This is a genomic window from Lelliottia wanjuensis (assembly GCF_030238365.1).
GTDB lineage: Bacteria > Pseudomonadota > Gammaproteobacteria > Enterobacterales > Enterobacteriaceae > Enterobacter > Enterobacter wanjuensis.
The window spans coordinates 57,410-71,278 of record NZ_JASSOT010000063.1; the positions used below are offsets into that span (position 1 = coordinate 57,410).

Consider the following 13,869-nt stretch of genomic DNA (forward strand, 5'->3'; position numbering starts at 1 on the left):
GTGATGTTGATGAAAACAAAAGCGCTGCCACGGAACGAGGTCAGCATGGAATTTCGCGCCGGGATCACCGCCTGTCTGCCGACCATCCCCGGCTACTGGAGCATCGGCTTTGCCGCCGGAGCCATCGGTACCCTCGCCGGGTTTACGACTTTACAAACTGCCCTGCTGGCGAGCGCGCTGTACGCGGGCTCAGCCCAGTTTCTGTTCTATTCCCTGTGGGCCACCGGCGCGGAGATCGCCTCGGTGGTGCTGAGCGTCTTCCTCGTCAATCTGCGCTATTTGCTGATGAGCTCGGCGATGAGCGTATTTTTCCGCGACTACACTACATTCCAAAAAGTGGTCAGCGGGCTGCTGCTGACGGACGAAACCTTTGGCGTAGCGGTTCAGCAAGGTAGCCAGCAGAGCAACGTCCCCTTTGCATGGATGCTGGGGCTGAACATGGCCGCGTGGCTTAACTGGATCCTCGCCTGCATCGTCGGCGCGTGGCTGGCCTCCGCCCTGCCGCCGTCGTTGATGGAGGGGCTGAGCTTTAGCCTGGTGTCGATGTTTATCGGCCTGGTGCTGATGATCTGGTTCGCCAGCCGCCGCAAGGCGCTGGAGTCCTTCAGCATCGCCGCGGCGGTGGTCATTACCCTGCTGACCGCCAGCCATACGGACATGAGCGTGGTGGTGATTGTGGCAGCATCGGTGTCCGCAACCCTGGCGACCCTCGGGCTGCGCCTGTTTTATAGAGGCGGGAAATGATGGAGCGAAATATTTTACTGGCGATTATCGCCTGCGCGGTGGTGACGGCGCTGATGCGCACGGTGCCGATTCTGCTGCTCTCGCGCTTTCGGCTGGCGCCCGTGCTGCAGCAGTGGCTGAGCTTTATTCCCTCGGCGATCATGGCGGCGATTATCACAGCGGAGCTGGTCGGCAAACCGGCGCTAACTCCGTCGGGGATCAGCGTTTCGCTGCTGGCAGCCGGCGTGGCGACGGTCGCCGGGATTATCACCCGCAGCCTGTTTGCCACGGTGATCGCCGGAATGGTGGCGTTTTCGGGGTTGAGTTATTTATTGGGGTGATGCGGTTTGTTGCCGGGTGGCGGCGTTGCCTTACCCGGCCTACATTCGGGGTTTGGTCTGGATTTTGTAGGTCGGGTAAGGCGCAGCCGCCACCCGACACTCTGGGCACAACGTCAAATCCGTGTCACCCCCAACTCCGCCGCCTCATCGCGCCACGCGAGCAACAGAGAATACGGCTCGCGCGACACCGCGCTAAACCCGCCGATCAACATCGCCTCGCATACACTCCGGTATTGCGGGTCACTCACCAAACTGCTCAGCGCATCCCGCAGAAGCTCAACCGTCGAAGCCTCCCCCGCCGTGATCAGCGGCAGCCCTGGCGCGAGCGGCGTTTCCCCCACCACGCTCAAACCCTCCACTAACTCAGGCTCATGGCGCTGCAACAAGGCCCAGGTCACGCAGTCGATAGCAGCAATATCCGCGCCCCCTTCTGCCAGCGCGTTAAGCGACTGCCTGTGACTCCCGCTGAAACTCGTTTGCGCAAAAAACCGTCCCTGCTCTGCGAGCGGGGCAACCATCTTGCGCAGGGCGTTATACCCCGACTGCGAATCAATAGAATTACACACCGCCCGCTGACCGCGAAAATCCGCCAGCGTTTTGCCCGCATTCGCTTCACGCGCCACCAGAAAACTGCGGTAGAGAATCCCTTCGCAGCCGGGCGCGGTGTAGTGAAAACACCCTACCGTCTGCACCTCCGGCAGCTGTGTCACCAGCGGAAATCCGCAGGTCTGGCTGAGGAGCAGATCGCCGCTTTGCCAGTGCGCGAGCAAATCCTCTCCTGACCAGGGATTTACCGCCAGACCGCGTTCGAGCAGCAGCCTCTGCACCGCCTGCCACAGTCGTTCATTGTCAGCCTGGTTCACGCCATACATCGGAAACGCGAGGGTATTAGTCATGTTGTTTCACACCCGGATGGACGGTGACATCGACGGCTTTCGCCCAGAAGCGGCGCAGCCATTCCCCGTAGCCGCGCACCACAAAGTGCTGGTTGCGCTGCTGATACTGCGCTTTATCGCGCAGATAGATCGCCCGCAGGCCGTACCAGGGCACGCCGGGCAGATCGTGATGCACAACATGATAGTTGAGATTGAGAAACAGCACCCGCCACACCAGGGAGGCTTCGTTAATAACCGAGCGTGCGTGCGGATCGTCCGCCGCCTGATGTTCGAGGAACGAGCGCACTTTCGTGAGCGCCAGCGCGGGATAACTCACCGCGACCACAAAATACAGCGCTGAAAAGCCGACCATTTCCATCAAGGCAAACAGCGGCACCAGCAGCGCGCCGTGAATCAGCCACATCGCCATACTCCTGCGCTCCAGATAGCGAAACGCCCGGTATGCGCCCGCAAGCGTCTGGGCAATATCCAGTAGCGGCGCCAGCATCAGCCGACCGGGAAAGGTATTGCGCGCATGAATCAGCTTGCGCTGCCAGGGGGTGAATGTTGCCCAGGTTTCAGCGGTGAAATAGTAGGATTCGGGGTCGTCCACCGGAACCGTCAGATGGTCATGATTGTGATGCGCCAGATGCGAATCGCGATACAGCCCGTACGGGTACCACACCGCCAGCGGCAGCGTGCCGAGCAGTTGGTTAAACCAGGCGATACGCGTCGGATGCCCGTGGATCAGCTCGTGCTGAAGCGACATATACCAGGCGGTAAACCCAATCAGCAGCAGCGTGGCGGGCATTCGTCCAAGGGTTTGCCAGTAAAACAGCGTGGCAAACCAGCCGCCGTAAATGACGACGATTAACCCCCAGGTGGGGAATTCGCTGCGCCAGAGCCAGCTTTGGGAGAGCTGGCGAAGTGTATCGCGTTGCTGTGGGTGTAAATAGAGAGGCGACCGTTGACCCATGTGTTTCAATGCCATTTCCGTAATATGACGTTATCCCACGAAGATGTGAGATAACGTCGGAAATCACAAAGAATTTAAATGGTAATGCTTTGCCAGATATTGCGCATTATTGCCGGGTGGCGCTGCGCTTACCCGGCCTACAAATACGTCAACATTCGTGGTTTTGTAGGTCGGGTAAGGCGAAGCCGCCACCCGACAATGTCCTCGCGCGTTATTCCTTCACCCGCGCACGCTTGCCGCGCTCTTCTTCGTGGCTGTCGGCACTGGTCACTAAGGCGAAATCAAAACTGACCTCCGTATGCGGGCCATTAATATCGCGCTCCTGCGATACCTTGCTGTCGGTGATTTTAATTGGATCGGCGATCAGCTCTTCGCGGGTGGCAAAGGCAAAATCGTCCCACAGATATTCATCGCCGTTGAGGTTAATCTGAGTGGTGAGATGTTTAAAGCCCGGCGCGGAGACAAAGAAATGCACATGCGCCGGGCGATTGCCGTGACGCCCCAGCCCATTGAGCAGTTTTTGCGTTGGTCCATCCGGCGGGCAGCCGTAGCCGCATGGCACGATGCTGCGCACCGCGTAGCGACCATCCGCGCCGGTTTTTACGCGGCGGCGGAGGTTGTATTCGCTCTGCGACGCATCAAAGAACGAGTAGCCGCCGAGCGTGTTGGCGTGCCAGATATCGACAATCGCCCCGGCCACCGGTTTGCCGTGCAGATCGGTGATGGTCCCGTGCAGCCACATGGTTTCGGCCTTCTCGCTACCGTCGTCCATGCGGGCGTAACCCTCACTCAATGGCGCGTTCGCCACGTACAGCGGCCCTTCGATGGTGCGCGGCGTGCCGACGTCATTGCCCGTCGCCGCCTCTTTCTCGTCGGCACGCATATCGAGGTAATGCTCCAGCCCGAGCCCTGCCGCCAGCAGCGCCGCCTCTTTGCGCTCGCCGAGTTCGTTGAGATAATTCACCGCCAGCCAGAACTCTTCGTCGGTGATATCGAACTTTTTAATGGTCGCGCACAGGTCACCGAGGAGCTGATGCATAATCGTTTTAAAACGCTCGTTACCCTGGGCAGAATTTAATCCGCTGCTGATGGCGAGTAATGTTTCCAGTTCGGTTTGTTTGGTTGGATTGACTGACATTGCGTATTCCTCTTGTAGGGTAAGGTTTATTATTAGGTGTTACGACTTTTCGGAATAAATAGATGACGGGTGTTCGCACAAGGGCTGCACCGTGATGTCCATATACGGAAATAGCGGCAGGCCGGTTATTATCTCGTGCAGCTCCTGATTATCTTTCACCTCAAACAGACTGACGTTGGCGTATTGTCCGACCACTCGCCAGATATGCAGCCATTTCCCTTCGCGCTGTAATTGCTGCGAATAGGCTTTTTCTCTGGCTTTTATTTCTTCTGCCTGGGCTGCGGGCAGCGTGGCGGGAATATTCACCGTCATCTCGACTTTAAATAGCATGCTCAGTTCCTCTCTTTTCTGGCGTAATAACGCAGTTTGTCTTCGTCGATCTCGACGCCCAGGCCCGGCCCCTGCGGTAGGGTCACCTGGCCGTCGCGGAAATCGAGAGGGTTTGCCACGATGTCGTCTTTCAGCAGCAGCGGGCCGAACATCTCGGTGCCCCACTGCATGTTGATCGTCGACCAGGCGTGAAGAGAGGCCACCGTGCCGAGCGTCCCCTCCAGCATCGTCCCGCCGTACAGCGCCACGCCTGCCGCCTGTGCCGTATGCGCCAGCTTCAGCGCCTGCGCCGGACCGCCCGCTTTGGCGATTTTCAGGGCATAGGCCCCGGTAAAGCCGCCGCTCGCCAGGGCATAGCCGTCGTGAAGGGTTGCCACCGCCTCGTCCGCCAGGATTGGCAGGGTAAAGCGCTGGCTCAGCGTAATGAGACCGCGCGTGTCCCAGAGTGGGATCGGCTGCTCGACCAGGTCGATTCCGCCCGCCTGTAACCGCGTCATGCCCTGGATCGCGCTGGTCAGATCCCACGCCTGATTCACATCCACACGAATGCTGACCTCCTCACCCAGCGCCGACTTGATCGCCAGGGCGTGGCGAATATCGCTGTGCAGCTCGCCCGCGCCGATTTTCAGCTTGAAGGTGTTATGCCGCCCCTCGGCCAGCAGGCGTTTCCCCTCATCGATGTCTTTATGAGTGTTGCCGCTCGCCAGGGTCCAGAGCACCGGTAGACGTGGCGTGAGTGCCCCGCCGAGCAGGCTGCTGACGGGCACATTGAGCTGTTTGCCGAGCGCGTCGAGAAACGCGGTTTCGAGTGCAGATTTGGCAAAGGTGTTGCCTTTAACGCTGGCGTTCATCTTCCCGGCGAGCGATGCGACGCCGCTAAACGTCTGGCCGCACAGCAGCGGCGCGAGATAGGTTTCGATTGCCGAGCGAATGCCTTCCGGGCTTTCCGCCCCGTAGCTCAGCCCGCCGATAGTGGTGGCTTCCCCCCATCCGACCACGCCCTGCGCGCATTCCATGCGCACAATGGTCAGGGTCTGGCAGCCCATGGTCGCCATCGACAGCTTGTGCGGGCGGATGGTTGGGATATCCACCAGCCAACAGGTGATGGATTCAATGGTGAGGCTCATGCTCGGCTCCTGCGGTTAAAAAGGTGATCACATGCTGGTTAAACGCCGCCGCGCAGGCGACATTCGACAGGTGTGAGGCGGGTAAAATCAGAAAGTGCGCGTGGGGGGCATCGACCACGATAGCTTCGGCGTCTCGCGAGGTGGTGACAGTGTCACTTTCCCCGGCAATCACCAGCATCGGGAGCGGCATTTGCGTCAGTTCATCTCGCAGATCGGCCATCGCCAGCGCGTCGCAGCAGGCGGCGTAGCCCTCGGCGGGCGTCGCGGCGAGCTGCTCAATCAGCGGATAAACCACCTCCGGATTACTGTGGCGAAACGCAGGCGTAAACCAGCGGTCGGCGGCGCTCTCGGCAACCGGGTTCATGCCCTGCGCGCGCACCGTCGCGGCACGCTCACGCCAGCCCGCCTCCTGCCCAATTCGCGCGGCGGTGTTGGCCACCACAATTCGCTGAAATCGCTCCGGCGCGTGGCGGTTGAGCCACATCCCGGTCATCCCGCCAAGCGAGATCCCGCAAAAACAGGCCCGCTCCACGTCGAGATGATCCAGCCGGGCAATCACGTCCTGCCCGAGTCGCTCGAGGGTGACGGGCTGTTGCCCGACGGCTGAACGCCCGTGTCCGCGCGTGTTGTAGCGCAGCACGCGAAAATGTTGCGTCAGCGCTGGGATTTGCGCCTGCCACATCTCCCAGGTAGTGCCTAACGAATTCGACAGCACCAGCAGCGGCGCGTCCTCCGGGCCATCAAGCCGATACTCAATCTCCATAGATTCTCCTTACGCCGTCGCGTCTTCGGTCAGCAGCGCGAACGTCAGCGCCACCGGCGTGACGGACTGCAAATACTCCGCCGTGATGTCGCCAAACAGCTCGCGCACCATCACGCCCTGCGGGGTGATATCCATCACCGCCATATCGCTGTAGATGCGGTCGATGCAGGCCATCCCGGTCAGGGGATAGGTGCATTGCTCGACGATTTTGCACTCGCCCTTTTTGGTCAGATGTTCGGTCATCACGAACACTTTTTTGGCCCCGATCGCCAGGTCCATCGCCCCGCCAACGGCAGGAATGGCGGACGGCGCGCCGGTGCTCCAGTTGGCGAGATCGCCCCGCGCCGAGACCTGGTAGGCCCCGAGCACACAGATATCCAGGTGCCCGCCGCGCATCATGGTGAAGGAGTCGCCGTGGTGGAAATAGCAGCCGCCCGCCAGCAACGTCACCGGCTGTTTACCGGCGTTAATCAGCTCAGCGTCTTCCTCCCCCGGCGCAGGCGCTGGCCCCATGCCGAGAATGCCGTTTTCGCTGTGCAGGAAAATCTCGCGGTCCGCCGGGAGATAGTTGGCAATCTGGGTCGGCATACCGATGCCGAGATTAACGTAGGCCCCCTCGGGGATGTCGCGCGCAATGCGTTCGGCAAGCTGTTGATGCGTCAATGTGTTCACGCGATCTCCTTGAGTGATGTGGGAGCAACCTGAATGATGCGCTGGACGAAAATTCCCGGCGTGACCACCGCTTCCGGGTCCAGTTCGCCGAGGGCCACACACTCGCTCACCTGTGCAATGGTGCAGCTCGCCGCAGCGGCCATGATTGGGCCAAAGTTGCGGCCGGTTTTGTCGTACACCAGGTTGCCCCAGCGGTCGGCTTTCAGCGCTTTGATCAGCGCGAAATCGGCTTTCAGCGGCAGTTCAAAGACGTAATCTTTGCCGTCGATATGGCGCGTCTCTTTGCCCCCGGCAAGCTCAGTGCCGTAGCCGGTTGGCGTAAAAATACCGCCTAATCCCGACCCGCCCGCCTGAATGCGCGCCGCGAGATTGCCCTGCGGCACCAGCTCCAGCTCGACCTCGCCGCGACGATAGAGATCGTCAAACACCCAGGAATCCACCTGACGTGGGAAGGAGCAGATCACCTTCTTTACACATCCGGCTTTCAGCAGCGCCGCCAGACCGTAGTCGCCGTTGCCAGCGTTATTGCTGATGAGGGTGAGTTCGCGCGGACGGCGGCGGATCAGGGCATCCAGCAGATCGGACGGCTGCCCCGCCGGGCCAAAGCCGCCAACCATCACCGTCGCGCCGTCAAAAATGTCTTTCACCGCGCCATCCAGCGTGGCAATCCGTTTATCAATCATTCCTGAGCCTCTTTGTTGTGATTGGGCAGGCTGCGCAGGGCAATCCACGCCAGCAGGGCGTAAACCATCAGCAGAAGGGAGACCGGCCACGAGGCGTTAAACTCCATCAGTAACGCCACCGCCAGCATCGGCCCCAGACCGCCGGAGAAAATCGATCCCACTTCGTGCCCCAGCGCGAGACCGGAGTAGCGCACCCGCACCGGAAAGAGATCGCTCATGATGCAGGGCTGGGTGCCGATCATCGCCCCGTGGCAGAACGGCAGCCCGAGCAGCATCGCCAGCATGATCCAGCCGTACGTCCCGGTTGCGAGCAGCCAGAAGAACGGGAATGCCATCACCAGCAGGCCAATCACGCCGATGTAATAGACCGGCTTGAGGCCGATGCGATCCGACAGCGCCCCCCAGAACAGAATCGAGAAGAACTCCACCAGCATCGCCAGGGTGACGGCGCTGATGATCTCCCCGGTGCTGATGCCGATGTGTTTGGCGTAGACCACCGAGAAGGTAAAGAAGATGTAGGACGCGCCGTTCTCCGGCAGACGCAGGGCTATCGCCTGCAGCAGCGCTTTCGGGTGTTCGCGAATAATCACCAGCAGCGGGATTTTCTCGTGCGCCTCTTCCGGTTTGGCCTGGGTAAACGCCTTGCTCTCGCGGATGTTTTTGCGGATGTAGACGCCGACCAAAAAGATGACGATGCTCAGCAGGAACGGGACGCGCCAGCCCCAGCTCATAAAGTCTTCTTCCGGCAGTTTTTGCACCAGATAAAAGGCAAAGGCCGAGAGAACAAACCCGCCGGACACCCCCATCTGGCTCCAGGCGGTGTAGTACCCGCGACGTGACGCGGGCGCATTTTCACTCAGCATCAGCACCCCGCCGCCCCACTCCCCGCCGGAGGCCACGCCCTGTAAGAAGCGCAGAATGATCAGCGACAGCGGCGCCCAGATGCCGATCTGCGCGTAGACCGGCAGGAGGCCAATTACAAAAGTGGTGGCGCCCATCAGCGTCAGGGTCATGATCAGCGTCATTTTGCGGCTGTAGCGATCGCCGATATGTCCGAAGACAATCCCGCCCAGCGGACGGGCAAGGAAACCCACGGCGAAACCGGAAAACGCCAGCAGCGTGCCCTGGAGCGGATCGCCGCCCACCGGGAAGAACAGCGGGCCAAACACCAGCGCCGCCGCGGTGCCGTACAGGAAAAAGTCATACCACTCCAGCGCATTACCCAGCACCGAGGCGATCACCAGCTTGCGCATCTGCTGCGCGTCCTGGCCGCCCGCGGCGGTGGTCACGCGGTTTTCAGTGACGACATTACTCATAACGCGCGTCCCCTCTTGTTGTCGTGGGCTTACGCCTGCACATCGTCACCGACGGTGTGATAGCGGCGGTTGAAGTAGACCAGCCCGCGCGGCTGCTCGCTGATGCGGATCGCCTGCACCTGGCAGTAGAAAACGCTGTGGCTGCCCACTTCGTGACAGGTGTCGATGGTGCAGTCGAAGCTGGCGATACTTGAACTGAGCACCGGCGCGCCGCTGCTCATCACCTGCCAGCGGTCGTGCAGAAATCGCTCTTCGGAGCGCAGGCTGGCGTTGGCAAAAACACCTGAGAGATCCTGATGTTCCCCGGAGAGTACGTTGACGCACAGGGTGCCGTTCTGTTTGAAGTGCTGATGGGCGTAGGAGTTGCGGTTCATGCACACCAGCAGCGTTGGCGGCTGGTCGGTCACGCTACAGACCGCCGAGGCGGTAAAGCCAAATTTCCCCGCCGGGCCGTCGGTGGTGATCACCGAAACCGCGCTGCCGAGCTGCGCCATCGCATTACGAAATTCTGTTTGCAGTGTCATAAGTCATTCCTTACAAATCGATAACGAGACGGGCGCACTTCGCCCGCGAACAGCAGAGCAGGATCTGATCGCCGTCGGCTTTCTCTTCGTCGGTCAGATAGTGGTCGCGGTGATCCGGCTCGCCTTCCAGCACGTCCGTCAGGCAGCTGCCGCAGATCCCCTGCTTGCACGACACATTCACCTTCAGCCCGGCCTGAGCCAGCGCCTCGACGATGGTCTGGTTTTCCAGCACTTTCACGCTGATGCCGCTGGTCGCGGCCACCACTTCAAAAGCCGTTCCGCCGGTCTGCACTTCCGCGCTGAAACACTCCTGATGGATTTGCTCCTGGCGGTATCCCTGGGCTTTCGCCCTATCGGTCACCGCATCCATCAGCCGCGTCGGACCGCAGGTGTAGACGTGAGTGTTGTCGGGCACGTCGCACAGTACCGCGTCCAGATTCAGACGCTGTTCGTCGCTAAAGTGCAGGTGTACCCGTTCCGCAAAGGGGGCGTTTTCCAGCTGCGGAATAAACGCCGCCTGCGAGCGCGACCGGGCACAGTAGTGCAGCGAAAAACTGCGCCCGCCGGCGTGGAGTTCCGCCGCCATCGCCAGCATCGGCGTGATGCCAATCCCGCCGCCAATCAGCAGGCTGTGGGCAGCCGCATCGTCCAGCGCAAACAGGTTGCGCGGCTCGCTGACCTGAATCTGATCCCCTTCGCGCAGGGCGTGGGCAGCCAGCGATCCGCCCGTTGAGCGTGAGTCTTTCAGCACGCCGAGCTGGTAGTGCTGCGCGTCCTGAGGGTCGCTGCACAGAGAGTACGGACGAATCAGATCGGCGCTCAGATGCAGGTCGATATGCGCCCCGGCGCGAAACGTCGGGAGCGGAATGCCATCCACATGCGCCAGGGTCAGCAGGACCACCTCGCCCTGCAGCTCGCGGCGGATCACCTGTAAAGTCAGCATGAAAACTCCTTAGCGCATGAACAGACCGCCGTTGATGTCCCAGGTCGCCCCGGTGACAAACGACGCTTGCGGGGAAGCCAGCAATGCCACGGCCTGGGCGATAAACTCCGGCTCGCCGAGTTTCCCGACCGGGATCATCTGCAGCAGCCCGGCCATTTTCTCTTCCGGCACCAGGGCGTGAACCATCGGCGAATCCATCGGACCCGGCGCGATGGCATTGACCGTCACGCCGGATTTGCTCAGCTCGCGGGCGAAGATTTTGGTCAGGGTCAAAATGCCGCCCTTCGAGGCCGCGTAGTGCGCGCCGGATGCCGTGCCGCCGTTCTGCCCGGCCAGCGACGCGAGGTTGATAATGCGACCGTAGTGTTGGGCGGCGAAGTAGCGCCCCAGCGTCTGGCAGCCAACGAAAGTGCCGCGCAGATTGGTGGAGATCACCCGGTCAAACTCGTCGACGCCAATCTCCATCACTGGCGTGGCGAGGGTCAGGGCGGCGTTATTCACCAGCACTTCCAGGCTGCCGAAACGGGCGACGGTGGCGTCCAGCGCGCGGGAAAAATCCTCCGGCTGGCGGATATCCAGCCCCAGCGCCAGCACGTTGTCGTGGTCGAGGGCGTCCGCCGCCTGCTGCGCGCGCGCGGCGTCGACGTCCGTCAGCACCACCTGGAACCCCTGCTCCAGCAGATGCGCGGCGATGACATTGCCCAGACCGGCGGCTGCGCCGGTCACTAATGCGGTTTGCGTCATGAGCGATTCCTCACAGGATGTAGCCGATGCTGTGCAGCACATCGTCGCTGTTGACCAGGCGGATCACCTTCTGCTGGATGCGCAGGCGGTCGCCCTCGCGCTGCAGCTGCCAGGTAATATCCGCCGCGTAATGGCGGCTGTGGCCCTTGCGGTGTTCCCACAGGGACTGCGCCCCGCGCACTACAATCAGACCGTCGTTCGCCTCCAGCAGACGAAAACGCGACAGCGTGCGCAGGGTTCTGGCGCGCGGCGTGGTGGAGATCGACTCGCCGCTGTAGAGGCGGTGGACGCGTTTTTCACGCATGTGGTGATCGTCGCAGGCGTAGTTGAGCGTGTTTTTAAAGTCGGTTTCGTTCGGGTCGATCGGCACCACGTACAGACCGTCGTGCTGCCACAGATCCAGCCAGGCGGTGAATTCGCCCTGATCGAGCAGGTCGCCCTCGAGGTTAATCAGGGTCACGGCGGCAAAGAGTTGAGATTCTGGCGTCATCATTGTTCGCTCTCCGTCATCAGTTTTTTCCATTGCTGGTAGGCGGCGCGCATCCCGGTTTCGGCGCTGACGTCGCTGCGCAGACCGTCATCGGTGCGGTACTCGCCCGCCAGCCCACGGTTGAGCATGATCCACAGGTCGTCGCCCGCCGTGGCACCGCGCTGTACGCGCTCCCAGGCTTCCGAGTCGTCCGGCGTGCCGAAGCCCATCGGCCCCTGGAAGTGTTCGTGCAGACGCAGGCGCGCCTGGTTGGCGATTTCAGGGCCGCCGTCCATGGTGATCACCGCGTGGTGGATTTCGGTTTCGTTAACCGACACCGGCTGGAGCACGCGGAAGAAGGCCATCGAACAGGCGATGTTCGGGAAGATATTGAGGTTAAAACCGGAGCCGCCGACGGCGCGCACGATGCGACGCACCTGCTGTTCGTCGTGGTCGGCGCGCAGGGCCTCGGCCAGCGCTTCAAAGCGCTCGGGGATCGGGGCGTCGAGATTGGCCTCGAGATCCACTAATTCCGGGATCATCACCATCACGCTGTGGCCGTTGCCGAGATCTTCCACGTAGCCGCTGCCGTCGACGAAGTTGAGCATCTCTTCGGTCTGCTTATCGACGGAGCTTAAGAACGAGCGGTGCACCACCGGGAAGTGATAGCCATCGGTGGTGTTTTCGAGCTGGATTTTCCAGTTGCCGGGGAAGCGGAAGCGGTGCGCCGGGCCGGTTTTGATCGGATAGCCCGCGCCCTGCTTCATAAACAGATCCATCCACTTTTTCGCCGCGCCGAGGAAATCTTCCAGAGGTTCAATCTGCTCGTTAAAGGTGGCGAAAATCATCCCCGCGTACTGTTCCGTGCGCAGGGAAACCAGCCCCAGTTCGCCTTTTTCCAGCTGATCCGCGTAGCTTTCCGGGTGCGGCACGCCGCGCAGGCTGCCGTCCAGGGCATAGCCCCAGCCGTGGTACGGGCAGACGAAGCTGTTGGTTTTCCCACTGCGGTGTTCGCACACGGTCGCCGCGCGGTGACGGCAGCGGTTGAGCAGCGTGTGGACGGTGCCTTTGCGATCGCGCACCACGATCACCGGCTGAGTACCCAGCTCGGTGGTTTTGAAGCTGCCGGTGTCCGGGATTTCACTGGCGTGCGCCACCCACACCCAGGTCTTGCTGAAGATGCGATCCAGCTCAAGCTGGAACAGGCTGTCGGAGGTATAAAGCGAGGTGTGGACGCGGTCGCTTTGTACCAGTCCGGCAATATCTGCCGATGTCGGCAGAGAGTGCGGCGTGGTATCGATGTTTTTAATGGTGATCAGGTGATCGCAATTCATGTCTGGTTCTCCTGCACGTTTTCTTTTTTATCAGGGACAGGTAATTCATCCGCCGCGTGCCAGCGGTCCACCGGTCGGCTGAACAGGTTGCGGGTGGTGAAGTGGCGCATCGCCATGCCGTTCGCCTCGCGCACAAAGGTGACGCAGATTTCTGCGGCGTTCAGGTGCGCGCCGCCGGCGGTAAATTCCGAGGTTTGCAGCATCAGCCAGCGCCCGCGCAGTTCGCCGTCCGGCGTGTGGCCCAGCGCTTCCGAGCACAGGAAATGCGCGTTAAGGGCAAAGTGCGCGGGACGGCGGACGTAGCTCGCCATCATCGAAACAATCGCCTCGCGCCCCTGATGCTTGCCGAGGCGGGTGGCGTAGGGTTCGCCGATCCCTTCCCAGCAGGCGTCGGCGGTAAAGAGCGCGCCAATCGCCTGCACGGTGTCGGGGCTGTCGAGCTGGTCGCACAGGCGCATGTAATCGCTGATGCACACCCGCGCCGCCTGGCTGTCTTCGAGCTGCTGTAAGCGCAGCGCATCCTGTGCGTTCATGGTCTTAGCCCTGGATAATCAGTTCGCGGCCCACGCGGGCTTCGATTTTGCAGTACTTCCACAGTTTGCTGCCGCCCTCGCCCACCGGCGTGGTGCGGAACAGGTTGCAGACGGCTGCGACGTTCTCCAGTTTCTCGGCGTCCGCCAGCACGTAGGTGGTCCAGGGGGCGGTGGTGGACGGGCCGACCATGAGCTGGTCGTCATCCATGTTGCCGATGACGCGAATGCCTGGCGTCTCTTCGATCCCTTTCATCATCACGCCGAAAGCGCCCCACACCTGTTTGGCTTCCGCCGGGCTGGCGTCGAAAAAGTTCTGATTCACCCCGATGCAAAACAGCACGCGTAACGTTGTTGACTGGCTCATCTGTTGCTCCTTAC

At 61.2% G+C, this 13,869-nt stretch carries 18 protein-coding genes; 2 read left to right on the forward strand and 16 right to left on the reverse strand.

Going from position 1 to position 13,869, the window contains the following annotated elements:
* Positions 1-3: 3 nt before the first annotated feature.
* Positions 4-744 (forward strand): AzlC family ABC transporter permease, encoded by a 741-nt coding sequence (locus tag QQF33_RS14055; protein WP_285157992.1) that lies wholly within the window; start codon positions 4-6, stop codon positions 742-744.
* The gene (locus tag QQF33_RS14060; protein ID WP_285148999.1) at positions 744-1,064 is read left to right on the forward strand and encodes an AzlD domain-containing protein; all 321 of its coding nucleotides are present in this window, start codon (positions 744-746) and stop codon (positions 1,062-1,064) included. The genes QQF33_RS14055 and QQF33_RS14060 overlap by 1 nt, the downstream gene beginning before the upstream one ends.
* Before the next feature lie 113 nt (positions 1,065-1,177).
* Here QQF33_RS14060 and QQF33_RS14065 read toward each other — a convergent pair whose 3' ends face one another.
* The 16 genes from QQF33_RS14065 to QQF33_RS14140 form a co-directional block, all read right to left on the reverse strand.
* Positions 1,178-1,960, reverse strand: a complete 783-nt coding sequence (locus QQF33_RS14065) for a phosphate/phosphite/phosphonate ABC transporter substrate-binding protein (RefSeq protein ID WP_285149000.1) — start codon at positions 1,958-1,960, stop codon at positions 1,178-1,180.
* Positions 1,953-2,915, reverse strand: a complete 963-nt coding sequence (locus QQF33_RS14070) for a fatty acid desaturase (protein ID WP_285149025.1) — start codon at positions 2,913-2,915, stop codon at positions 1,953-1,955. Before QQF33_RS14070 ends, QQF33_RS14065 begins: the two co-directional genes overlap by 8 nt.
* A gap of 211 nt (positions 2,916-3,126) precedes the next feature.
* Positions 3,127-4,053: a catechol 1,2-dioxygenase gene (catA, locus tag QQF33_RS14075; protein WP_285157993.1), complete on the reverse strand. Its 927-nt coding sequence runs from the start codon at positions 4,051-4,053 to the stop codon at positions 3,127-3,129.
* Between the two features lie 39 nt (positions 4,054-4,092).
* The gene (gene catC, locus QQF33_RS14080) at positions 4,093-4,383 is read right to left on the reverse strand and encodes a muconolactone Delta-isomerase (protein ID WP_285157994.1); all 291 of its coding nucleotides are present in this window, start codon (positions 4,381-4,383) and stop codon (positions 4,093-4,095) included.
* Between the two features lie 2 nt (positions 4,384-4,385).
* Positions 4,386-5,510, reverse strand: a complete 1,125-nt coding sequence (locus QQF33_RS14085; RefSeq protein ID WP_285157995.1) for a muconate cycloisomerase family protein — start codon at positions 5,508-5,510, stop codon at positions 4,386-4,388.
* On the reverse strand, positions 5,494-6,273 hold the full coding sequence (gene pcaD, locus QQF33_RS14090) for a 3-oxoadipate enol-lactonase (protein WP_285149004.1): 780 nt from the start codon (positions 6,271-6,273) through the stop codon (positions 5,494-5,496). The genes QQF33_RS14085 and pcaD overlap by 17 nt, the downstream gene beginning before the upstream one ends.
* Before the next feature lie 9 nt (positions 6,274-6,282).
* Positions 6,283-6,945, reverse strand: coding sequence for a 3-oxoacid CoA-transferase subunit B (locus tag QQF33_RS14095; protein ID WP_285149005.1), 663 nt, complete (start codon positions 6,943-6,945; stop codon positions 6,283-6,285).
* Positions 6,942-7,628, reverse strand: a complete 687-nt coding sequence (locus QQF33_RS14100; RefSeq protein WP_285149006.1) for a 3-oxoacid CoA-transferase subunit A — start codon at positions 7,626-7,628, stop codon at positions 6,942-6,944. The genes QQF33_RS14095 and QQF33_RS14100 overlap by 4 nt, the downstream gene beginning before the upstream one ends.
* On the reverse strand, positions 7,625-8,881 hold the full coding sequence (locus tag QQF33_RS14105) for an MFS transporter (protein WP_390888480.1): 1,257 nt from the start codon (positions 8,879-8,881) through the stop codon (positions 7,625-7,627). Before QQF33_RS14105 ends, QQF33_RS14100 begins: the two co-directional genes overlap by 4 nt.
* 92 nt (positions 8,882-8,973) lie before the next feature.
* Entirely contained in the window at positions 8,974-9,468 is a 495-nt protein-coding gene (locus QQF33_RS14110) for a flavin reductase (RefSeq protein WP_285149008.1), read from the reverse strand.
* A 10-nt stretch (positions 9,469-9,478) separates the two neighbouring features.
* Entirely contained in the window at positions 9,479-10,411 is a 933-nt protein-coding gene (locus QQF33_RS14115; protein WP_285149009.1) for a PDR/VanB family oxidoreductase, read from the reverse strand.
* A 9-nt stretch (positions 10,412-10,420) separates the two neighbouring features.
* Entirely contained in the window at positions 10,421-11,155 is a 735-nt protein-coding gene (locus QQF33_RS14120; RefSeq protein ID WP_285149010.1) for an SDR family NAD(P)-dependent oxidoreductase, read from the reverse strand.
* 10 nt (positions 11,156-11,165) lie between these two features.
* Complete coding sequence (locus tag QQF33_RS14125; RefSeq protein WP_350318406.1) at positions 11,166-11,645, reverse strand: aromatic-ring-hydroxylating dioxygenase subunit beta; 480 nt, start codon at positions 11,643-11,645, stop codon at positions 11,166-11,168.
* The gene (locus tag QQF33_RS14130) at positions 11,645-12,958 is read right to left on the reverse strand and encodes an aromatic ring-hydroxylating oxygenase subunit alpha (protein WP_285149012.1); all 1,314 of its coding nucleotides are present in this window, start codon (positions 12,956-12,958) and stop codon (positions 11,645-11,647) included. Before QQF33_RS14130 ends, QQF33_RS14125 begins: the two co-directional genes overlap by 1 nt.
* Positions 12,955-13,491, reverse strand: coding sequence for a nuclear transport factor 2 family protein (locus tag QQF33_RS14135; RefSeq protein ID WP_285157996.1), 537 nt, complete (start codon positions 13,489-13,491; stop codon positions 12,955-12,957). Before QQF33_RS14135 ends, QQF33_RS14130 begins: the two co-directional genes overlap by 4 nt.
* A 4-nt stretch (positions 13,492-13,495) precedes the next feature.
* Positions 13,496-13,855, reverse strand: a complete 360-nt coding sequence (locus QQF33_RS14140) for an IacB protein (protein ID WP_282494577.1) — start codon at positions 13,853-13,855, stop codon at positions 13,496-13,498.
* Between the last annotated feature and the right edge of the window lie 14 nt (positions 13,856-13,869).